Source organism: Wolbachia endosymbiont of Leptopilina clavipes (assembly GCF_006334525.1).
Classification (GTDB): Bacteria; Pseudomonadota; Alphaproteobacteria; order Rickettsiales; family Anaplasmataceae; genus Wolbachia.
On sequence record NZ_QJHA01000046.1, the window covers coordinates 1 to 22,396 of the forward strand.

Consider the following 22,396-nt stretch of genomic DNA (forward strand, 5'->3'; position numbering starts at 1 on the left):
AATACCTTTGATATTACCAACATAATAACTGTCTTGGCTACCTAAGTATCCTGGATGCTCTGTTTCAATTTCTCCATGGGCCTCTTTTTCTTCCTTAGCCTTTTCTAGAGCTGTTATCTGTTCTTCTGTTAAAATGATACCATCCTGAGCTACTTTTGCTTCTAATGCCTTTAACCTCTTTTTAAAATTTTCAAGATCGTTTCTTTGCCACACTGATCTTATTCCACTTGCAGAGATGAGAATTCCTCTCTTTTTCAGTTCGTTTGCTGCTCTTTCTTGTCCGTATGCTGGAAACTCTATTGCTATTTCAACTACTGCTTTTTCTATATCCTCCGACACTCTATTTGCATACAATGGCTTGCTTTTGCTTATCTCGTGTAAAGCCTCTTCTCCTCCTGTTTCATACAGTTCTTTGAAGCGGTAAATGTATCCCTTGAATATCCCATTACTTTACACGCCTGTGATACATTTCCTAATTGCTTTGCAAGTTCTAGCAATCCCAACTTTGGTTTTAGTATTTTTTCTTGTGTTGTATTCATATCTGACACTCCTTTAAAACTTGTCTATATTTTTATCTTACTTTGTTTGCTTGTCAGATCAAGTCTAGACTATTACAGATGAGTTATAGTCAATATGTAAAGGATAATACTTTAGCAACATCAGGTGCTATAATTAATGTTGATAGATTAGTAAACTTTTTAAAAAGCAATACAAACATTACAAGACTTATTTTACGATGTTCAAAAATTAATTATGAGGTTATAAAAGAATTAGCTCAGCTTTCTCATCTTACTTCACTTGATCTAAGTTGCAGTTATGTTGGTACAGAAGGTGCAAAGATTTTAGCAAGCGGGAATCTTATAAATCTTACTTCGCTTGATTTAGGAGGAAACGAAATTGGTGATGAAGGTGTAGAGGCTTTAGCCAGTGGAAATCTTACAAGTCTTACTGAGCTTAAATTATATGATAATAAAATTGGCGATAGGGGGGCAAAAGCTTTAGCAAGTGGAAACATTAAAAAGCTTACTTTACTGAGTTTAGGATGGAATGAAATCAGTAATGAAGGTGCAGAGGCTTTAGCAAGTGGAAATCTTAAAAATCTTATTACACTTAAAGTATATGATAACAGCATTAATTACAGAGGTGCACAGACTTTGGCGAGTGGAAATTTGGTGCGTCTTACTTCGCTCATTTACAATTATTGCAGTATTGATGAAACATTGCCAAAAAATGTCCTTCCTCAATTAAAAAGGAAATGTAATAAAAGAAAAATAGGAGAGGAGCCAGATAGCAAGCTAAGTGAAGCGCAGACATCTTTGCATTTTGACAGTAAAGGCTTTAAACCTATATAACTTCACACGTTTTGTCTGTTTAAGAGACAAAAAAAAGGTAGTGAATTTGGGCTAAAAGTGAAATGTACAGATTGTATAAAATAGTGCTCCCCGGGCCGGATTCGAACCAGCGACCAATTGGTTAACAGCCAACTGCTCTACCACTGAGCTACCGAGGAATAAACTGCTTTCAACTTATCACATTGAACGCCGATTGTAAACGATTTTTATGTAGACTTTAGACCTAGATATCATTCCAGTGCATCGAGCTGTAATCCAGTCTTTCTTACCAACAAAAACTTAGAATAACTTTTGTTCTTAAAAAATTTCTAGATTCCAGACTCATGTTTCAATGTTAAACAAGGTACAATAGAATTGAGTAGGGTAATTTCTAGGGAATTATTATATTCTAGAAAAAGTAAAATGTCATCCAGATAGACTAATGTACAAGGTAAGCTGAATGTCTATAAGGAAAAACAGCAAGGCATTTTAGGATTTGCTATAAATCGCATCAGGAGCTCAAGAGTACAGCTTACAATTACAGATAGGTATAGTTGAGTTTAAAGTAACTACATAAATTTACTACAATTTTCATACCTATAAGCTGCTATGCAACAAAGCCCTGTGTGGGTATAATTTTGACAGGATACAAAGCTTAATGGAGAAAGTTACGAACATCAGTGAAAAACATGGCAATTTTATTCTCATTTGCAGCTGCTATCACGTCTTGATCTTTCAATGAGCCACCTGGCTGAATTATAGCTGTAATTCCATGCTTTGCACTTTCTACTATACTATCTGGAAATGGAAAAAATGCATCCGAAGCAAGCGCTGCGCCTTTACATTTTTCACCTGCTTTTTTTACTGCAATATTCACACTATCTATTCTGCTTGTTTGTCCTGCACCGATGCCAATAGCACAACCGTCTTTTGCTATCACTATTGCATTGGATTTTACATGTTTACATATTTTCCAAGCAAAAATAAGATCTTCCTTCTCTTTTTTTGTTGTAGTGCATTCTGTCACTCGGTTTATTTCTTCTACTTTTACTGTATGGTTATTATTTTCTTGCACTAAGAAGCCGCCAACAACATTTTTGATTTGATATTTTGCATTTTGCTGAAGAGATTGATGAATAATCACTCTTAAATTTTTCTTTTTTTGTAAAATTTTTAGTGCCTCATTGTTTACCGATGGTGCTATCACCACTTCCAAAAATATCTCGTTTAATTTCTCTGCTAGCTTTAAATCTATCTCCCGATTGAAAGCAACTATTCCACCAAAACTGCTTATTTCATCACATGATAGAGCTTTTTCATATGCTTTTAAAGCACTATCACTAACAGCAGCGCCACATGGATTATTGTGCTTTATTATCACTGCTGCAGGTTCTTGAAACTCAGAAATTATGTTAAGTGCAGACTCTATGTCGACTATATTATTATAGCTCAACTCTTTTCCATGTATTTTCTCCAGTGGATACTTGCTAAATTGATTGCTATAAAATGCAGCTTTTTGATGAGGATTTTCACCATATCTGAGTCCTTGTGCTTTACATCCATATAAAGTAAAAAACTCTGGTAACTCATTGCTTTTACCCTGTGATAAAAACCAATTGTAAATATTAGAATCATACTGTGCAGTCAGAGCAAATGCTTTAGTTGCTAGATGTTTTCTATATTCTAATGTTGTCTGATTGTTATTTTTGATCATCTCAGCTTTCAGTGTTTCGTAATCTTGAATGCTAGAAATCACTGAAGTGAAATGAAAGTTTTTTGCTGTAGCTCTAATTAATGCTACTCCACCTATATCTATTTGTTCTATGATTTGCTTCTCACTTGAGTTGCTATTAACCGTTTTCCAAAATGGATATAAGTTAGTTATAAGCAGATCTATCGGCTTAATTTCTAGATTCTGCATTTCCTTTTCGTGCCTTTTTCGATCACAGAGTATTCCTCCATGAATTTTAGGATGTAAAGTTTTCACTCTGCCATCTAGTATTTCTGGAAATTGTGTGTAATCTGAAACTTCTTGCGTTTTTATTCCCGCACCTGATAGCACTTTATAAGTATTCCCTGTTGAGAGAATTTCTATTTGTTGCTGCATCAAAAACGATGCAAGTTCAATTATATTTGTCTTATCGTATACTGATATTAAAGCTCTTTTAATTTTCATATGGAAGGTTTCTTAAGATTATATCTAAGAAAAGAAAATTTGTCTATATATAGCTACTACGTCATACCACTGCGGTATCTCGTGTAGATTCCGCTAACAAGCACATAGCTGTACGAACATTGTGATACAAGAGACCAAGAAAGATGTCATCCCAGTCCCCAGACACTGGGATCCAGAAAACTTCACTTTAAATGAGCACACCAGGTGGCTGTACAATAGAAACTGGATTCCAGTGTCAAGCACTGGAATGACACCATCTACTACTCAAATTACCTGCAAATTGCAATGTTCGTACACCAAAACGCGGTATCTTGTTGTAGATTCCGCTAACAAGCAGCGGAATACCAAATTGTAGAAGTTGCTTTAGCTCTCCTCACCCTCCTTTCAAAGTAGTCTATTCTATAAATTTTTTTGTTAAACTTGATTTTAAGCCACGAACAAAATCTTTAATATCGCAAGGATTTCTTCCTTCCATTTGTACAACTTTAGGAATTAAAGTACCACCTTTTAAACTTATATGCATATTATCATTAATGATCTCACCTTGTCCTGAAGTGAAGGCTTCAAATTCAGCATCAAGTATCTTGATACGTTTATTCTCTACCTTAATGAATGCTTTTGGATAAAATGCTTTAACCTTTCTATAAGCAATTTCACAGGCGTCACTTGCGTAAATTTTATAGTCTTTTACTTTGTCAGCATAGCACGCATCGTTATCGCTCTGTTTTAAGGGAACTTGCTTTTCAATTTCGTTTAGTACTTTCAGCAGTAAATCACTACCTAATTCAGACAATTTATCATACAACGTCTTATAATTATCGCTTTTTTCAATAAGAAATTTTTTCTGTTTTAAAATAGGTCCAGAATCTAATCCTTCATCTAGCTGCATAATGCTAACTCCGGTTTCTTGATCTCCGGCTAAAATTGTGTGCTGTATCGGAGCTGCACCGCGCCACCTAGGCAGCAATGATGGATGAATATTAATACAACCATATTTGGGAATATTTAAAATTTCTTTTGGAAGTATCAATCCATACGCAGCAACAACTGCAACGTCTGGCTTAAAATTTCCAAACTTTTCTTGCTCTATCGAAGATTTTAAAGAGGCAGGAGTACATACCTCTATGTCACTTTTTTCAGCAACGATGTGTACTGGGGATTTTGTTAACCTCTGCCCACGTCCAGAAGGTTTTGGAGCTTTGGTATATACTGCTACTATTTCACTCTGTAATTTCAATAGTAAGTTTAACGCACCAACAGCAAACCCCGGCGACCCCATGAAAATAATTCTCATGGTGTTTTTGCTTTAAGCTAACTTACTATTTACAATTTCTATTAATTTAGCAAAATCATCCTTATGATTAACAGCCATCTCAGCAAGAATTTTCCTATTTAAATCAATTTCAGCAAGTTTAAGACCATGCATAAATCTACCGTAAGTAAGTCCATGTTCTCTTACTGCTGCATTAATACGTATTATCCACAAACCACGAAAATCACGTTTACAGGTTCTTCTGTCTCTGTAAGCATATTGGAGTGCTTTTTCAACTCTTTGTAATGCAATTCTATAACAATTTTTTGCCCGTCCTCTATAACCCTTTGCTAGTTTCAATATTTTTTTATGACGAGCATGAGTAGTGACTCCACGTTTTACTCGAGCCATTTTTATTTTACCTCCATTTTGTTAAATACCATAAGGCATATAAAGCTTAACTATACGCGAGTCAGATTTACTAAGAATCGTCGTACCACGCTGATTACGAATATTAGATTTACTTCTCTTTACCATACCATGTCTTTTACCTGACTGAGTAGAGATGACTTTACCCTTAGCTGTAAGGTGAAAGCGCTTTTTGACAGAAGATTTGGTTTTTAATTTTATTTTCGTCATATTCTAAACAAATTTACAAACACCACTATTTAGTTCTTTATTAGTAATTAAGTATGAGTATAGATAATTTTATTAAAAAATCAAATTAAAATTGTATTTTAAAGCAGCTTGAATGTAATCACACCCAGTATATGTGTTATACCTTCTTTATCTCCAATTGGCAACAATACTTGCCTCATTTTAACACTTTCACTTTCTTCCTCTTCGTTAATTGAGCATTTACTCTCTATTACAGTCTCAAGTTTATCAATAACTGCATCTATTTTATATAGCCGCAAAAATGGTGCATCAATTGCATACTTATCATCGATGTACATCTTTTTTTCAAAACCATAGAATTCAATAGCTTTTTCTCCTGCATTTTCACAAATATAACCTCGATCTTTAACTTCAATGATAAAACAATGCTGCCATGACTCCATGATTTCTGCAGTGTCTATTTCATGTCTTTCTGGCCATTCTCTATCTGATCCTTTTATATCACTCCAATGTTGAGTAACTATATTCACTATTCTTCTTTCTTTGCCTGCATAATTTTCCATTCGAAATTCCACATATAAAACACAGATATGAGGTAAATTTATCGTGAATGTATTGATTTTTTCTTACTAAAGGATGTAGATTATTGAAAATTCTCATCCTGTTTACACAACAGGTAATGATAAATTAAGTATAACAATTAGAGCATAAAAATTATTAAATGAGGAAACTGTGAAATAAAAAAATTCTATTTTTGCAATATTTTGGCTAACGAATAGAATTAGTTCCACTTTCTAAAGTTATTGCACTTAATAAATAACTAGATGGAGTTTCTTCCTTAGCACTACTATGGCTTTTATTTTTTCTATTATAAAACCAACATTTAAATGGTACAGCTGCTGCGATAGCTGCTACCAAAGCTACTGCTACTGCTAACATACCTACTGTGAACACTATATTATTTTTCTCGTTTGAAGGTGTTTCCAATAATTTAAACCCTCTCAAGTTTGTATCATGAATCATAGGATTACCCAAAATATTCGTCGTATTTTGAACACTTTCTATATTTCGCATTGTAATTCCATTGCTAGCGTTTGATTTTTTCATTTCTTCCATTACTTGTTTTAAGTTTGGTAGTTCTGTTGTTGTATTTTCAATATCACCAGCTTCCAGCTTTTGCAAGTTCTAATTACTCAAAAACTCTTTGAGATACTTTTCATAAAACTCTTTGGCATTATATCTTTTATAACTTCGTATTTTCCCACTCTTGAGATCAGAAACAATATCATCAATCATCACTTTGGATTTTCTGCATGCACTATTTCTCCTTCAGCAACAAGAATACGATAAGATGTATCGTCAAGCATACATACATACTTAAGTTTTAAATCACCTCCTCCCAATAGAAAATATATTGTTCTGTTTTGTTCTACATCTCGCAATTCTGATTCAATACTAATCCATCTATTCCTTTTTTCCTTATTGATTGATCTTTTTTTTCCTACAGTATTTTTAAATCTTCTTGACATATATGACCCCCAAGCTGACCAATATTTCCTTATGTATAAAAGATAAATTATTTAAGTCCACATCTTTTCACTAAGATTTTTATATTTTTATTATACTAAATAATACATATATTAATATCTGAATTTCTCATTGCAATTTATTATACCTTAGTAAAAACGATATAAAATTAGAGAAAGAGTTATAAAATTTTTTGTAAGACAGGAAAATTTCTTCTCCTTTGGTTCCAGAGCATATAAGTGCTGTAAGAGCTAAGTTGATGGCACTGTTGTGCCATCAAACTCTGGAATCTTACTCGACACTAATCTGAGAAGATAGATGTGCTACCGATGTAGCATTGCTGAGCAAAGATTCTATTTCTGATGTAGATCCGGAATGCTCAAGTTGAGCTTGTTCAGGAAGGTTTTTCATCGCTTTTTCAACATCGTAGCTACCTTCCCTATTTTTTCTATGCCATACAAAGTATCCTAATCCTGCAAAAGCTACTGCTAGCACTCCACCAAATATACCACCAGCAATCCCTGCTATTCCTATATACTGTCCTCCATTTATTTCGGGTAATTTAGGCCCTTCCACATCTGTGCTATTAAATATAGAATGATCTAACACTTCTTGTGAATTACTATCAAAACGGGAAACACTACTTATATCTTCAGGAGTAATTCCATAACTAGTATTTGATTCTTCTATTTCATTTATTACGTCATTAATCTCTTTAGTAGTTACTTTGCTTGATGCAAAATCGAATTCTTGTTTTGTTAAAGAAGCTGATTCGATAGTTACATCTTCCTGCATCTGATAATCAATTTCTTCAGTAGTAGATTCTCTCAATTGGCTATTTTCATCAGTTCTTTCTTTTAGCTTTTTTGAACTATCCTTACCCAATTCATCTACAAGGTTTTTTAGATATATTTTCTTAAATTCTCTATAATTATATTCTTTACCTTTTTCTATTTCTCCACTCTTAAGACCTAAAATAATTCCATCTATTGTCGATTCACGAATTGCTTGAGGAATGTCTATTGAATTACTATTCCTGTAACCAAGCCTATCTCAGCTGCTCTAGAAGATATAGAGAGGTCTTTTACTGTTAAATTCTCTCCTTTAATTAAAAATTCTACTCTTCTGTTTTGTTTTATACTTTCCAAGTCAGATACAATTCTAATTGTTGGACCATCCATCTCCTGCTTATTTGTTGTTTCTCTCTTTCGCATGCTATTCTTAGTGTTTTGGAATTTTTTTGGCATTTCACACTCCTTAAATGAATTAATAAAAGTATTATTTGAATTAACAAATACTTCTCTATGTTAGTGGATAAAATATTTAAACCTATATCTTTTTATTAAAATTTTTATGTAAAAGTTACCTTTATTATACTAAGTAATGTATATATTAATATTTAGATTGATAAATTGATTTTACTTCTGTTACAACTTATTATGCATAGATAACCTCAGTAAAAACGATGAAGCTAAACGAAATTAGAGAAAGATTTATAAAATTTTTTGTAAATAATAATCATGAGCAAGTTCCTTCTTCTCCTTTGATTCCAGAGCATGATCCAACACTCATGTTTACAAATGCTGGTATGGTACAGTTCAAAAACATCTTTACCGGCACGCAAAAAACTGAAATGAAACGTGCCATCTCAAGTCAAAAGTGTCTCAGAGCAGGTGGTAAACACAATGATCTTGAAAATGTTGGCTATACATCTCGGCATCACACATTTTTTGAAATGCTCGGAAATTTTAGCTTTGGTGATTACTTTAAAGAAACTGCGATAGAATTTGCGTGGAAATTTATTACTGAAGAATTGTCTCTTGATAAAAACAGACTATCCATAACTGTTTACCACGCTGATGATGAAGCATATGAAATTTGGCGTAAGATAAGTGGCTTTTCAGATGATAAAATCATAAGAATTACAACAGATGATAACTTTTGGAGCATGGGCAATACTGGTCCATGTGGCCCATGTTCTGAAATCTTTTACGATCATGGAAATTCCGCTTTACATGAAGACGACAGAATTGTTGAAATTTGGAACCTGGTGTTCATGGAATTTAATAAAGATGAAGAAGGTAATTTACAAAAATTACCAAAAAAATGCATCGATACCGGAATGGGCCTTGAAAGAATAGCAGCTGTTATGCAGAACGTTCATGATAACTATGATATTGACCTATTTTCTGCTCTGGTAAGTAAATCGCAAGAGTACTGTGGAAATACGGAAAATAAAGTAGCTCATAAGATTATCGCAGATCACCTTCGTGCAGCTGCATTTCTCATCGCAGAAGGAGTGCTTCCTGGAAATGAAGGAAGAAATTATGTACTACGCAGATTGATCAGGAGAGCAGTACGTTATATCCACCTACTTGGATATAATGATTCTCTATTGAACCTTGTTTTTCCTGCACTCATAGATGGCACAAGTTTGGCTTATATGGGAGATGCTTATCCAGAGCTAATCAGAGCTAAAAGCTTAATAGAAACAACGTTAAAATCAGAGGAAGAAAACTTTCAAGACACTTTAATGAAAGGCATTAATCTCTTGGACAAATTCACTGCAGATTTAAAATCAGGTGACACTCTATCTGGAGAATCAGCATTCAAACTATATGACACTTATGGATTTCCTTTGGATATCACACTTGATATTTTGAAAGAAAGGAAAATAAATTTTGACCAAAAAGGTTTTGATAATGCAATGAAAGAGCAAAAAGAAAGAGCACGTGCTAATTGGACTGGATCTGGTGAAAAATCTGTTGAACAAGTATGGTTTAATTTAATCGATCAGTTTGGCAAAACGGAATTTGTTGGTTATGAACGTGATGAAGTAAAGGATGCAACAGTACTCGCAATAATTTCCTCTAAAAATGAAGTAATTGATTCTGCAAAAGAAGGAGAAAAGATAACTATTATACTTGATAAAACACCTTTTTATGGAGAGTCAGGTGGACAAGTGGGAGATATTGGAAATCTTATACAGTCTGATGGAAGTATGGTAACAGTCGAAAATACCAACAAGATTAATGACTTGTATTTGCACAGGTGCGTCGGCTCAATTTGTAAAGGTAACACAGTTACAGCTAGTATTAATAAAAAAAGAAGACAAGACTTAAGAAGAAATCATTCAGCTACACATCTTCTACACTTTGCACTCAGAAAAATCTTAGGTGATCACGTTACTCAAAAAGGTTCTCTAGTCGCACCAAATAGACTAAGATTTGACTTTAGTCACAATAAGCCAGTCACTCAGGATCAGCTGTCTTCAGTAGAAGATATAGTAAACTCTCTAATCAGAGAAAATCTTTCTACGTCCACAAAAGTTCAAGGTATGGATGAGGCAATAGACGAAGGAGCGATGGCCTTATTTGGTGAAAAATATGGTGATAATGTTAGGGTTGTAAAAATTGGAGATTCAAAAGAATTATGTGGTGGTACACACGTGGAGCGTACCGGAGAAATTGGTTTGTTTAAGATAGCAGCAGAATGTTCTGTTGCATCTCGAGTCAGAAGAATTGAAGCTTTAACCGGTCAAGAAGCAATTAATTATGTACGCAATAACGAAATTAGCTTAAAAAAAGTTGCAGAATGCGTAAAAGCACCAGTAAATGAAATAATAAGTCGACTCAGTATTTTAAGCCAGGAGCGCAAAGAATTTGAAGTCAAAATAAAAAATCTTTATAAAAAGCTTATCAGTGTAGAAACTGTAAAAAGTACCGAAATAAATGGAATAAATTTCGTAAGCCACACTTTCAATAACGTTCCAGGAAGTATAATAAGGGAATTTGCTCTACAGCAACAAAAACCGAAAACTGTAATAGCCTTCATGGTAACAGAAAAGGATAAAACAGTTTTGATTGTCAAAGTAAGTAAAGATTTAACTAATAAGATCAATGCAAAAGAGCTAGTATCTACTGTAACCAGAAGGGATTGCGGTGGAAATGCCGAACTTGCCCAAACAGGCTGTGATAACAATAAAATAGATGATGCCATTACAGCAATCCATAGCAAAATAACAGCTTGCAAAAACTAATACACCCTACTACCTCGGTATCTTTTAACCGTGAACGGAATCGTCAAGGTATTATGCAAATAGGGGTAGAGAAGACTTAACTGTCAAATGAGCATATCAGGTAATAAGAACTGGATTACAGCTCCATGCTCTGGAATGACATCATTTTATTCATCAAAGTAGCAGCTTTATAACGGCAGTGCACAGAGGCGTCATCAAGTAGCCCTTCATTGTCATCCCAGTGTCAGCTACTCGGATGACACCATCATAGAGATCAGCTACTTGGATGATAAAAGTAAGAAATATCGAAGTGTTGTGCTAGACTTTATACCTCTTGCATTCAAACTCACATAAAACTGTAATAGTCTAGACTTAATCTGACAAGCATGAATTAACTGACAGAAGAATTAACAAAGTCAAAACCAAAATCAACATCCTGTTTAATGCTATCAATATTTTTCTGATAAGCAATATGCATACTATCAAAAAAGGTTTGCATAGGAGTCTTACCATAGCAATATTTACCTGAATGCGGTCTAGATCTATTGTAAGAATGCACCCAATGGTCTACGTCTAACTGAAGTTCTGCCAAAGAGGTGTAAATTTTCTTTCTAAAGATAATATTGTAACATTCATCTTGCATAGTTCTGTGGAACCTTTCACATATGCCATTAGTCTGTGGAGAACGAGCTTTGGTTCGAGAATGATCAATATTTTCTACCCCTAAATATAGCTGGTAAGCGTGATTTTCAGGTCTGCCACAATACTCTGTACCACGATCCGTCAAAACACGTAGCAATGATACTTTCTGTTCATCAAAGAACGGTACTACCCTATCATTAAGAAGATCTGCAGCTGTGATAGCAGTCCTTTCTGTGTAAAGCTTAGCAAAAGCAACTCTGGAATAGGTATCAACAAAGGTTTGCTGGTAAATTCGTCCAATACCTTTGATATTACCAACATAATAACTGTCTTGGCTACCTAAGTATCCTGGATGCTCTGTTTCAATTTCTCCATGGGCCTCTTTTTCTTCCTTAGCCTTTTCTAGAGCTGTTATCTGTTCTTCTGTTAAAATGATACCATCCTGAGCTACTTTTGCTTCTAATGCCTTTAACCTCTTTTTAAAATTTTCAAGATCGTTTCTTTGCCACACTGATCTTATTCCACTTGCAGAGATGAGAATTCCTCTCTTTTTCAGTTCGTTTGCTGCTCTTTCTTGTCCGTATGCTGGAAACTCTATTGCTATTTCAACTACTGCTTTTTCTATATCCTCCGACACTCTATTTGCATACAATGGCTTGCTTTTGCTTATCTCGTGTAAAGCCTCTTCTCCTCCTGTTTCATACAGTTCTTTGAAGCGGTAAATGTATCCCTTGAATATCCCATTACTTTACACGCCTGTGATACATTTCCTAATTGCTTTGCAAGTTCTAGCAATCCCAACTTTGGTTTTAGTATTTTTTCTTGTGTTGTATTCATATCTGACACTCCTTTAAAACTTGTCTATATTTTTATCTTACTTTGTTTGCTTGTCAGATCAAGTCTAAACTATTACACATAAGAACATGTTATTAAATAACTGTAAATATGTCAACTTGTACAGTACTAGCTGCTTGTGCCACTATATCATTTGAATTAACATTAAATCATTTACAGTTAAGGAAGTTATGTCAACATCAGTCACAGTTGCGTATGGTGATGGTATCGGACCAGAAATTATGGAAGCGGTGCTGTCGATATTGCGTGAAGCGAAAGCAGAGATCTCAATAGATATTATTGAAATAGGGGAGCGTGTTTATAGTAAGGAATGGTCTCATGGAATTTCTCCGAGTGGTTGGGAATCTATCGAAAGGACAAAGATATTACTCAAATCTCCAACAACCACCCCTCAAGGCAAAGGGCACAAAAGCTTAAACGTTGCACTCAGAAAGAACTTAGGGCTGTATGCAAACATTAGACCATGCATTTCGTATCACCCTGTTATAGAAAATAAATTCGATAAATTTGATGTTGTTGTAATACGCGAAAATGAAGAGGACGTTTACACCGGAATAGAGCATAGGCTCACTGGTGACTCGTACCAATGCACTAAAATTATTACTAGATCTGGCTCAGAAAAAATATGCAGGTACGCTTTTGAATATGCGAAAAAACATAACAGAAAGAAAGTAACTTGCCTGACTAAAGACAACATAATGAAAATGACTGACGGCGCTTTTCATGCAGCGTTTGATCGTATTGCAAAAGAATATCCGGATATAAAGGCGGAACATTATATAGTTGATATTGGAATGGCACGTGTTGCCACAGAACCCGAGAATTTCGATGTTATAGTAACTGAAAATCTATATGGCGACATATTATCAGATATAGTGGCACAAACCTCAGGTTCTGTAGGGCTTGCAGGAAGTAGCAATATAGGTAATGAATATGCAATGTTTGAAGCGGTTCACGGCTCTGCTCCTGATATTGCAGGAAAAAACATAGCTAATCCTTCTGGTCTTTTAAATGCTGCAGTGCATATGTTGGTCTATATCGGTCAAGTGAGTACTGCAAAGCTAATTTACAATGCATGGTTAAAAACCTTAGAAGATGGAATACACACTGCTGATTTATATAAGGAAAAAAAGAGCAAGCAGAAAGTTGGGACAAAAGAATTTGCACAAGCTGTTATAGATAATCTAGGAAAGAAACCTGCAACATTACTTGAGCTTATAATTAGCAGTGATTTGGATAGTAAAATAAATAAAGTACAAGACCATTACGAACAAGATTACAAAGTTAAAAAGCTAGTGGGTAGTGATATAGCGCTTGCTTGGGACAAATCCAACAATTTTGATCAAATAGTAAGATTATTTGAATCGAGTAATCTGAAAATGATAGCAATATACTCAAAAGGACTTGCAATTTGGCCAGGAGGCTCAAAATCTTCAAGTGACCAAATAACCTGCAGGTTTATCGCAAATAATGAAAAGCAAGCTATTACAAATATTGATGTGAATAACTTGCTAATCAAACTTGAAGAAAATAGCTTTGACGTGGTGAGAATGGATAAATTGTATTTATATGATGGAAAAGAGGGTTTTTTCTCCTGATTATTGCTTAATGTTTTTGTGTTTGCGTAAAACACTAAATATGATATATTTATGTGAGGAATAGTAATGAGTCAACATTTTAAGTTAACTAATCAGGAGTTTCGTGATAATGCTAATCTGTTCGACATATTAGAAATAGAAGCTAAGCAAGTTGTAGACAAGAATTATGAAGAGCTTAGCGCAATTTTGAAGAAGCAGCATAAGAAGTTAATTCTTGTAAACCATCCTGACAAGGGTGGAGACAAAAATAGATTTGATCAGATTTATAAAGCTTATCAAGAGCTAAAAAAGTACATTGAACCTTTGGAGTCAGGAAATCCTTGTGTTAAAGTCAGTGTTGGTGCTGAAAGTAATGGACGTTTAACGGCAAGAGAGTTTTTCACTATAGGAGAAAGTTGTTTAACGAGCTAAAAATCAGTGAGGAAGAAGCTGTAGGTAAAGATTTTGATGGGTTGATTGCTATACTAAAAAGAAATGATTGTTCGTTTGGAGAAGACCTAAAAAGCTATAATGAACTTCAGGCTCAAATAGAGAGGATTTTGCTAAATCCAAATTTAGATAATTTTCAGAAGAGTGTACAAAGTGCAAAGTTAATGCAAGAGTTATATCAATATATAGCAAAGCCAAGCATACAATTATTCAATTATATTACTCCTCTAAAAGAAAAGAGAAGCCTAATTGAAGAAGATAAAAAGACATTAGCATTGAAATTTATAGAGCGCAAAAATGCTCTAATGTTAGTACCAAAAATAAGTTTTCTGCCTTTAGCTATATTAACTACAATTACTATAGGTTGCTATTTTTCATGGTGGATCATAGCACTTAATATCATTATTAATAACGCCTCTCGTTTATTAGTAGGTCATTATATGAAAAAGTATGCCAATTCAGAAATTTCTACTGATGAATTCATAAGTAAGATGAGCTATATCGAGCTAAGCAATAAACTTCTGATCAACTATCCTTTAGCTGCTTTTTCTGTTTATTTAGTTACAATAAATTTCATTGCTAATGGATTAACTGTTGGTGGAGCTGTACTTGGTCCACTATTGTTATTGGCAGTATTAATTGAAGCATTAGCTCCTATTTTCTCAAAAGGTTGTGAAATATACACTGAAAAACACATGAAAGATTTACTAGAAGAGGATCCAAGAGATAGAGTGCAAAAGGAGACTGATCTGTTAGAACGGTATGATCCACGAAAACTGTTAATGCCAATTATCATGCCTATTGTTAGAAAATGTTTTGCAGAAGTGGCAAGCGAGTTTGCTGAAAGGAATTTTTATGAGGTAAAAACTGATATGTCTGATGTTAATACTGAAGGACTACCTCATCCTCGAGCAATTGAATTTGCACAGCAAACAGTATAGTATAAGCTTTTAGCTCTATGCATGGACTCAAAAAAAGTAGAATTAATATTTGAAAAATTTCAACAGTCAAATCCTGCGCCAAAAATAGAGCTAAATTATACCAATCATTTTACGTTATTAGTTGCAATAGTTCTGTCAGCGCGGACGACCGATATAAGTGTTAATAAAATTACAAAGGAGCTATTTAGTATCGCTGATACGCCAGAAAAAATGTTGAATCTTGGGCAAAGTGAGCTGAGAAAATGCATAAGCAGTATTGGTTTATATAATTCCAAAGCAAAAAATATAATCGGGCTCAGTAAAATATTGATTGAGAGGTACAATAGCAAAGTGCCTACTAATTTCGATGATTTGGTATCTTTACCAGGGGTTGGGAGAAAGAGCGCTAATGTGTTCTTAAATTCAGGGCTTGGTATTCCAACATTGGCAGTTGATACTCACGTTTTTAGAGTGAGCAATAGAGTTGGGCTTGTGAAAGAAAAAGATGTACTTAAAACAGAGCAGTCTCTTTTGAATGTAGTGCCAAAAAAATACCTACTTTATGCTCATCATTGGCTAGTTTTGCATGGTAGATATGTTTGCAAAGCGCAAAAACCTTCGTGTGAAACATGCATAATTCATGATTTATGTGAGTTTGAATGCAAGAGGTTAGTATCTCTTCTTTTTTAATTCAAGTAGCTCACAGAGGTGAAAAAGATTACTTTACACATTTTTCCATTTTCCTTATCATAAGACTGAAGGTATTTTATTATCTTCAATCTGTGCAGATTAAACGACAAAAGTATTATACAGTTGGCATCTTATTTTTAATTTTTTGCACTATGTGCACCTTATGTCTTCACAATATTTCTAGGTTTTTACCTACATAAGCTGAAACGAGCTTATAAAACGTTTAAGACAGTATAGAACGCCAATTTTCAGGATTAGAGAGTAACAACTAGCTAACGTGAGAGATCTTTTGCCTGGTTGGAAAAATGTAGGCGATTTTGGAAAAATTGCGAGCGTAAACTTAATACTAGCCTACAAATTTGCTTTTACTTCTTTCCTCCTCAAAAGATTATGAACAGGTTCTAAGAGATAAGAAATATAAACCAAAAAGCCATTGGATGACAAAGTTAATGCTTTTTTAGTTTTAATGGTTTATATTTTATTTCTATAACAGTAAAGGAATATTAAAATGGGAGATATTTTTTCGATGTCAATGGAATCTTCTAAAGACAATAAAGATAGAAATGAACAATTTCTCATGCAAGTAGCTGCTTGGTTGGTTGATAACACTAGCTTAACTTTTGATCAAATAGCACAATGTTGCAAGTTATCCCTTGAAAAAGTACAAGACATAGCTGATGAGGAAATAGAAGTTGAAAAGTATGACCCTATTATTTCTGTAATAATTACTGAAAAAGAAATCGATAATTGCAAAAAAAATCCAAATCGTGTACCAAATTTGATTATAAAAAATATAAAAAAAAGGGCAAAGACGATTAGCTTTCTTGCCTTTGCTTCCACAGCAAGGCGTAGAGATAAACCTAATGCGATTTATTATTTGGTAAAAAAATTTCCTATCTTGAACAATAATGTGATAGCTAAGCTAGTTAGTACAACAAATTACACAGTTGAGCAGGTAAGAGATGGATCTCATCATAACATACTCAATATCAAACCTCAAGATCCTGTACTACTTGGTTTATGTAGCCAGGAAAATTTAGAAGCGGAAGTAGAAAAAGCGAAAGTAGAAGAAGAGAAGAAACAAAGATTAAAAAATATAAATAATAGCTATTGATGATTCTCAAATTCTTGTACTTTGTTAATATTAAATTGACTTGACTTGTTAGTTTTTATCAGTATAATGTAAGTAAAGTATCTAGTTTAATAATAATTAAGTCTAAATACGCACTAAAAACTAGCTCAGCCTAATTTATTGTTTTATACTCACATTTTAGGTTAGTAAGCATCAATTAAAATTTTTGGAGGATTATGACAACAATCAATGAAGATGTCTTAGCAAAAGGAGAGGTTGTAGGTCAACCTGAAAAAAGCGAACAAATTCATAATGCTGACGCAGTAAAACAAATGACCAGTGAAGGTGCTGAAAAAAACAAGAAAACGTTGGACCTGAGCGAGTTGAAAGAGAAAACAGCAGAAGAATTGTTAGAGCTAGCTGAAGAAAGAAAAATTTCAACTAGTGGTAAAGGCAATGGCAGGATGCTAAAACAGGAAATGATATTCAGTTTAATGAAGAAAATGAGTGAAGAAGGAGGCATAACCACAGGAAGTGGAGTAGTGGAAATATTGCCTGATGGTTTTGGTTTCTTACGTTCATCAAGTGCAAATTATGCTCCAAGTACCGATGATGTTTATATTTCCAATGGCCAAATAAAGAAGTTTAATTTACGTACAGGAGATATGGCATGTGGAGAAATAAGGCCACCTGGTGATAAGGAAAGATATTTTACTTTAACTAAGGTTCAAAGTATAAACTCTACTGAAATCAGTGAATTAAGAAAGTACGTCCATTTTGATAATTTGCTTCCGCTTTATCCTGAAAAAAGCCTCATCCTTGAAAACAACAGTAGCGGAGATAATAAAAAAGATATAAACATGCGTGCTGTAGATATAGTTACACCTCTTGGAAAAGGACAAAGAGCATTGATAGTTGCTCCACCTCGTACAGGAAAAACGATATTGCTTCAGCAAATGGCTCACTCTATAGCTACAAATCATCCTGAAATAGAACTAATAGTATTACTTATAGATGAAAGACCCGAAGAGGTGACAGATATGATACGCTCTGTAAAGGGTGAAGTGGTAAGCTCTACATTTGATGAACCTGCCTACCGTCATGTCCAACTTGCTGAAATAGTAATAGAAAAAGCTAAAAGAATGGTTGAACACAAAAAAGATGTAGTGATTTTGCTTGATTCTATAACTCGCCTTGCACGTGCTTATAATGCAGTCATTCCTTCGTCTGGAAAGGTTCTAACCGGTGGTGTAGATTCAAATGCGCTGCAAAGACCAAAACGCTTTTTTGGAGCAGCTCGTAATATTGAAAATGGTGGTTCTTTGACAATCATCGCTACAGCCCTTATAGAAACTGGTTCAAAAATGGATGATGTTATTTTTGAAGAGTTTAAAGGCACAGGTAATGCTGAAATTATACTAGATAGAAAACTTGCTGATAAACGTATATTCCCTGCTATTGATATTACAAAATCCGGAACAAGGAAGGAAGAGCTATTAGTTGATAAGGCCATACTAAATAAAATATGGGTATTGCGTAGGATACTTAACCCTATGGGATCTGTTGAAGCAATGGAGTTTTTACGTGGCAAATTACTTTTAACAAAGAGCAATGCTGACTTTTTTAACTCCATGAATCACTAAAAGTAAGCCAATTCTGATGGAGCAAAAAAGCAAAGCTCTCTTATAGCTAAAATAATTTGGATTTATCAAAATATATTAAGCTGGCAATCTACCTTAAGTTGCTATTCCAACTTATAGCACTGATTTTGATCAAAAATTTTATGTAGTCAGTTTATTTACAATCGATTTTCCAGTGTCAGCCACTTAGATGACATCTTTTTGACTCTTAATATTAATATGTTTATACAATTGTGTACCAGTGTTGAAATGACCCACTCAAAAGGGGATTGTATTTACTCTGAATCAGATGATAAATTAGATGCTTGGTAAGCGTAATTTGGAGCTTCCTGTGTAATGATTATATCATGAGCATGACTTTCTCTTAACCCTGATGAAGTAATAGTGACAAATTTGCAGTTTTTTTTCATCTCTTCTATATTACGGTTGCCAGTGTAACCCATTGCAGCTTGCAACCCACCAATTAACTGACAGATCACTCCTGAAGCTGGACCTTTAAAAGGAACTCTTGCTTCTACTCCTTGTGGGACTAAATCAAGTTTTGAATCTTGAAAATAACGGCTAGCTGACCCTCGTTTCATTGCACTAATAGATCCCATTCCTCGATATTCCTTATATGCTCTACCCTTATACATGATAATCTCACCTGGGCTTTCCTCAGTACCAGCAAAGATTGAACCTATCATCACAGTATCAGCACCAGCTGCAATAGCTTTTGCAACATCTCCCGAATATTTTATTCCACCATCAGCAATTAGTCTGACGTTTTTTGCTCTACACACCTCTGCAACATTCTTGATTGCAGAGAATTGCGGCATACCAACACCTGTAACTATTCTGGTAGTACAAATTGATCCGGGCCCTATTCCAACCTTTACTGCATCAACACCAGCATCAATTAACGCTTCAGCAGCCTCCTTTGTTGTAATATTTCCGCCGATTAATTGCGTATTCGGATACATCTTTTTTATTTCCTTAATGGTGCTGATAACGTTCTCGGAATGACCGTGAGCGGTATCTACAATAACCACATCGACTTCCTCTCCGATCAAAGCTTCACATCTTTCTATACCATCTTTTTTACCAGTACCAATTGCAGCGGCAACTCTGAGTCGACCTTTACTGTCTTTACATGAATTTGGATATCTGTTGTATTTTTCGATGTCTTTAACTGTGATTAGACCTATGCAACAAGAATTTTCATCAACAACCAAAAGCTTCTCTATTCTATTTGCATGCAACAATTTCATTGCTGAGGCGCTGTTTACTGCCTGCTCTCGAACTGTTACTAACTTATCTTTTGTCATTACCTCGGAAACTTTTATATTCATGTTCTGGTCTTCAATAAACCTCACATCTCGATTAGTTAAAATTCCCACTAACTTGCGTTGATCAACTACAGGAATGCCGGAATAATTATACTCTCTCATTAATGAAACTGCTTCTGCAACTGTTTTATCTGGGGAAATTGTAATTGGGTTATACACGATCCAGCTTTCATATTTTTTCACCCTTCTTACTTCTAACACTTGTTCATCTATTGATAAATTCTTATGTATGCAACCTATTCCACCATGTTGGGCAATAGCTATTGCAAAGCCTGATTCAGTGACAGTGTCCATTGCAGAGGATATGAGAGGGATATTTAGTTCTATATTATTTGTTAGATAAGTTCTTGTGTCTGCATCACGAGGCAATACATCAGAATAGGCCGGTAAGAGAAGTACATCGTCAAACGAATAACAAGCTTCCATTTTTTTCATATGCTTTATTTAAAGCTTATACGCCAATTAATGAAATTGCAATAGAGCTTTTGCAAAATTAGCCTGGCTCCAGCTATTTTTAGATCAAAATAGGATAGAAGAGGGATGTAGCTCCTAATATATTTATCGCAAAATTACATTATTTGCTAGCAAACAGAACTGCTCAATAGTTAAGCTTTCTGGACGTTCGTCTCCACTCAGTTTAGCATTCTCAAGAATAGTTGAGACATCACTAGTTATACTTTGCAAGCTATTTCTCAGCATCTTTCTTCTTTGAGCGAACACAGCGCGTGTTAGCTTTGTTAAGGTTTCTAAATTTACTGCAAATCTTGGAGTGGGTAAAGGTTTTACTGTAATTACTGAAGAATATACTTTTGGTCTTGGAAAAAATTCCTTAGGTTCAATATCAAATTCCTTCTTTATGTCGCATAGTAACTGGCTTAGCACTGATAGGGAACCATAATCTTTAGAATTAGGTTCTGCTGTAATACGCTCTGCTACCTCCTTTTGGAACATTAACGTCAAATTCGTAAAAAATTTTATATTATTTAACCACTTTAAAAATAACGCTACTGAGATATTGTAAGGCAAGTTAGCAATGACTTTGACTGGACATTCTACCAGCTCTTTTTCTACAACATTAAGTGCATCTGCTTCTATAATTCTATATTTTCCCTGATGCTCATTTAGCAATTGTTCGTGATGTTTCACTAAACTACTATCTTTTTCTATAGAAAGTAGAAACTTTGGATTATACGCCAATATTTCTCTTGTTAACGCACCATACCCAGGACCAATTTCAATAACATTAAAATCTTTCAGGCTACCAGCTAAGGCAACTATTCTTTTTATTATCTCATTCGATAAAATAAAATTTTGCCCTAGACTCTTTTTTGGCTTCAGTGAAAATTTTTTCATATGATCTTAGTATGCAGTATTTTAAAAATTAGTTGACGAAAATTCATCAATAATTGTATATTGTCAGTGTATTTAATGCCGGCTTAGCTCAATTGGTAGAGCAACTGACTTGTAATCAGTAGGTTGTCAGTTCAAGTCCGACAGCCGGCACTCTTATACATACAAGTAAAGTTGATGTCCTTTTTAATAGTAGCAAATTGGAAAATGAATGGAACACGTTCTTCATTTGTTGACTTTATAGGCAAACTTAACAACAAGAGCAACGAAATTACCTCTAAATTAGTAATTTGCCCTCCTTTTACATCATTTCCAAGCAGTATAGAGTTGAACAATAATATTAAAATAGGAGGACAGAATTGCCATCATAAAGAGTTCGGTTCTTACACAGGTGAAATTAGTGCAGGAATGTTGAAGGAACTAGGATGTAGTTACGTAATACTTGGACATTCTGAAAGGGCTCATGAAAAAGATAGTGAAATAAAACTTAAATCGAAAACAGCAATAGAATCAGGATTACACCCAATCATCTGTGTAGGTGAAAACTCAGAAGATTATAAAAATAAAAAAACAAAAGAAGTAATAGAATATCAATGCAAAAACCGTTTGCCAACACAAGGTGAATATACCATAGCATACGAACCGATATGGGCAATAGGAACAGGAAATGTGCCAAATAATGACGCAATTGCTGAGGTGATAGAGATAATAAAATTGTGTACTGGTAAAAAACACATTATATATGGTGGCTCAGTCAGCTCAGAAAATATAGGAAACTTGCTCAGTATTCCAAATCTATTGGGAGTTTTAATTGGTAGTGCAAGCTTAGATTTTGATCACTTTTATCAAATTATACAACAAGTCAAGAAAAAATTTTCTCTTAATTAATTCTAAAGGATAAATACTCTTATTGTCATGGCAAGGGAGTTGGCAAAATGTGTCAAGGAGTT

Annotated in this window: 18 protein-coding genes, 2 tRNA genes and 5 pseudogenes; 11 read left to right on the forward strand and 14 right to left on the reverse strand. The window is 34.3% G+C overall.

The window, feature by feature from the left end; translation table 11 throughout:
• Window positions 1-539, reverse strand: a pseudogene (locus tag OUY_RS05650) (helix-turn-helix domain-containing protein); the annotation flags it as partial.
• 78 nt (window positions 540-617) lie between these two features.
• Here OUY_RS05650 and OUY_RS05655 point away from each other — a divergent pair.
• Window positions 618-1,352, forward strand: coding sequence for a leucine-rich repeat domain-containing protein (locus tag OUY_RS05655; RefSeq protein ID WP_139686921.1), 735 nt, complete (start codon window positions 618-620; stop codon window positions 1,350-1,352).
• 86 nt (window positions 1,353-1,438) lie between these two features.
• Here the strand turns inward: OUY_RS05655 and OUY_RS05660 are convergent.
• Together OUY_RS05660 and purH are read right to left on the reverse strand one after the other, a co-directional pair.
• Window positions 1,439-1,510: transfer RNA gene (locus OUY_RS05660), tRNA-Asn, on the reverse strand.
• Window positions 1,511-1,986: 476 nt separating this feature from the next.
• Window positions 1,987-3,507 carry a bifunctional phosphoribosylaminoimidazolecarboxamide formyltransferase/IMP cyclohydrolase gene (gene purH / locus OUY_RS05665; protein ID WP_006013536.1) on the reverse strand — a complete coding sequence of 507 codons (1,521 nt, stop codon included), beginning with the start codon at window positions 3,505-3,507 and terminating at the stop codon, window positions 1,987-1,989.
• Between the two features lie 151 nt (window positions 3,508-3,658).
• Between purH and OUY_RS06770 the strand changes: the two are divergent.
• A pseudogene (locus tag OUY_RS06770) lies at window positions 3,659-3,814 on the forward strand (WPE palindromic element domain-containing protein); the annotation flags it as partial.
• A gap of 87 nt (window positions 3,815-3,901) precedes the next feature.
• Here OUY_RS06770 and fmt read toward each other — a convergent pair.
• The 8 genes from fmt to OUY_RS06625 all read right to left on the reverse strand — a co-directional run bounded on the left by fmt (window position 3,902) and on the right by OUY_RS06625 (window position 8,151).
• A complete protein-coding gene (fmt, locus tag OUY_RS05675) occupies window positions 3,902-4,801 on the reverse strand; it encodes a methionyl-tRNA formyltransferase (protein ID WP_029237620.1) in 900 nt (299 codons plus the stop codon).
• Window positions 4,802-4,813: 12 nt separating this feature from the next.
• A complete protein-coding gene (gene rplT / locus OUY_RS05680; protein WP_063630562.1) occupies window positions 4,814-5,170 on the reverse strand; it encodes a 50S ribosomal protein L20 in 357 nt (118 codons plus the stop codon).
• A gap of 21 nt (window positions 5,171-5,191) precedes the next feature.
• Window positions 5,192-5,398: a 50S ribosomal protein L35 gene (rpmI, locus tag OUY_RS05685; protein ID WP_010402777.1), complete on the reverse strand. Its 207-nt coding sequence runs from the start codon at window positions 5,396-5,398 to the stop codon at window positions 5,192-5,194.
• 98 nt (window positions 5,399-5,496) lie between these two features.
• Window positions 5,497-5,940: a PAS domain-containing protein gene (locus OUY_RS05690; RefSeq protein ID WP_007302082.1), complete on the reverse strand. Its 444-nt coding sequence runs from the start codon at window positions 5,938-5,940 to the stop codon at window positions 5,497-5,499.
• A 205-nt stretch (window positions 5,941-6,145) separates the two neighbouring features.
• A complete protein-coding gene (locus OUY_RS06610) occupies window positions 6,146-6,559 on the reverse strand; it encodes a hypothetical protein (protein WP_246038767.1) in 414 nt (137 codons plus the stop codon).
• A gap of 113 nt (window positions 6,560-6,672) precedes the next feature.
• Window positions 6,673-6,906, reverse strand: a complete 234-nt coding sequence (locus tag OUY_RS06615) for a hypothetical protein (RefSeq protein WP_246038769.1) — start codon at window positions 6,904-6,906, stop codon at window positions 6,673-6,675.
• A gap of 289 nt (window positions 6,907-7,195) precedes the next feature.
• The gene (locus OUY_RS06620) at window positions 7,196-7,789 is read right to left on the reverse strand and encodes a hypothetical protein (RefSeq protein WP_246038771.1); all 594 of its coding nucleotides are present in this window, start codon (window positions 7,787-7,789) and stop codon (window positions 7,196-7,198) included.
• A 134-nt stretch (window positions 7,790-7,923) separates the two neighbouring features.
• On the reverse strand, window positions 7,924-8,151 hold the full coding sequence (locus OUY_RS06625; RefSeq protein WP_246038773.1) for a hypothetical protein: 228 nt from the start codon (window positions 8,149-8,151) through the stop codon (window positions 7,924-7,926).
• A gap of 218 nt (window positions 8,152-8,369) precedes the next feature.
• On the opposite strand from OUY_RS06625, the gene alaS reads away from it, so the two are divergent.
• Window positions 8,370-10,943, forward strand: coding sequence for an alanine--tRNA ligase (gene alaS / locus OUY_RS05705; protein ID WP_139686922.1), 2,574 nt, complete (start codon window positions 8,370-8,372; stop codon window positions 10,941-10,943).
• A 370-nt stretch (window positions 10,944-11,313) separates the two neighbouring features.
• Here alaS and OUY_RS05710 read toward each other — a convergent pair.
• Window positions 11,314-12,401, reverse strand: a pseudogene (locus OUY_RS05710) (IS481 family transposase).
• 188 nt (window positions 12,402-12,589) lie between these two features.
• Between OUY_RS05710 and icd the strand changes: the two are divergent.
• From icd to rho, 6 genes and pseudogenes are all read left to right on the forward strand, one after another.
• Window positions 12,590-14,017, forward strand: a complete 1,428-nt coding sequence (gene icd, locus OUY_RS05715; protein ID WP_139686923.1) for an isocitrate dehydrogenase — start codon at window positions 12,590-12,592, stop codon at window positions 14,015-14,017.
• Between the two features lie 66 nt (window positions 14,018-14,083).
• A pseudogene (locus OUY_RS05720) lies at window positions 14,084-15,387 on the forward strand (molecular chaperone DnaJ).
• Between the two features lie 21 nt (window positions 15,388-15,408).
• The gene (gene nth / locus OUY_RS05725; protein ID WP_010402332.1) at window positions 15,409-16,056 is read left to right on the forward strand and encodes an endonuclease III; all 648 of its coding nucleotides are present in this window, start codon (window positions 15,409-15,411) and stop codon (window positions 16,054-16,056) included.
• 279 nt (window positions 16,057-16,335) lie between these two features.
• Window positions 16,336-16,450, forward strand: a pseudogene (locus tag OUY_RS06635) (IS5/IS1182 family transposase); the annotation flags it as partial.
• A gap of 114 nt (window positions 16,451-16,564) precedes the next feature.
• The gene (locus OUY_RS05730; RefSeq protein WP_139686924.1) at window positions 16,565-17,170 is read left to right on the forward strand and encodes a cell cycle transcriptional regulator TrcR; all 606 of its coding nucleotides are present in this window, start codon (window positions 16,565-16,567) and stop codon (window positions 17,168-17,170) included.
• Between the two features lie 194 nt (window positions 17,171-17,364).
• Entirely contained in the window at window positions 17,365-18,771 is a 1,407-nt protein-coding gene (rho, locus tag OUY_RS05735; protein WP_139686925.1) for a transcription termination factor Rho, read from the forward strand.
• A gap of 272 nt (window positions 18,772-19,043) precedes the next feature.
• On the opposite strand, the gene guaB is transcribed toward rho, so the two are convergent.
• Together guaB and rsmA are read right to left on the reverse strand one after the other, a co-directional pair.
• Complete coding sequence (gene guaB / locus OUY_RS05740) at window positions 19,044-20,531, reverse strand: IMP dehydrogenase (RefSeq protein WP_010402276.1); 1,488 nt, start codon at window positions 20,529-20,531, stop codon at window positions 19,044-19,046.
• Between the two features lie 123 nt (window positions 20,532-20,654).
• Complete coding sequence (gene rsmA / locus OUY_RS05745) at window positions 20,655-21,449, reverse strand: 16S rRNA (adenine(1518)-N(6)/adenine(1519)-N(6))-dimethyltransferase RsmA (protein ID WP_010402279.1); 795 nt, start codon at window positions 21,447-21,449, stop codon at window positions 20,655-20,657.
• Between the two features lie 77 nt (window positions 21,450-21,526).
• Between rsmA and OUY_RS05750 the strand changes: the two genes are divergently transcribed.
• Window positions 21,527-21,599 (forward strand) — tRNA-Thr (locus tag OUY_RS05750).
• A 24-nt stretch (window positions 21,600-21,623) separates the two neighbouring features.
• Window positions 21,624-22,334 carry a triosephosphate isomerase gene (locus OUY_RS05755; protein WP_010402280.1) on the forward strand — a complete coding sequence of 237 codons (711 nt, stop codon included), beginning with the start codon at window positions 21,624-21,626 and terminating at the stop codon, window positions 22,332-22,334.
• Window positions 22,335-22,396: the final 62 nt, after the last annotated feature.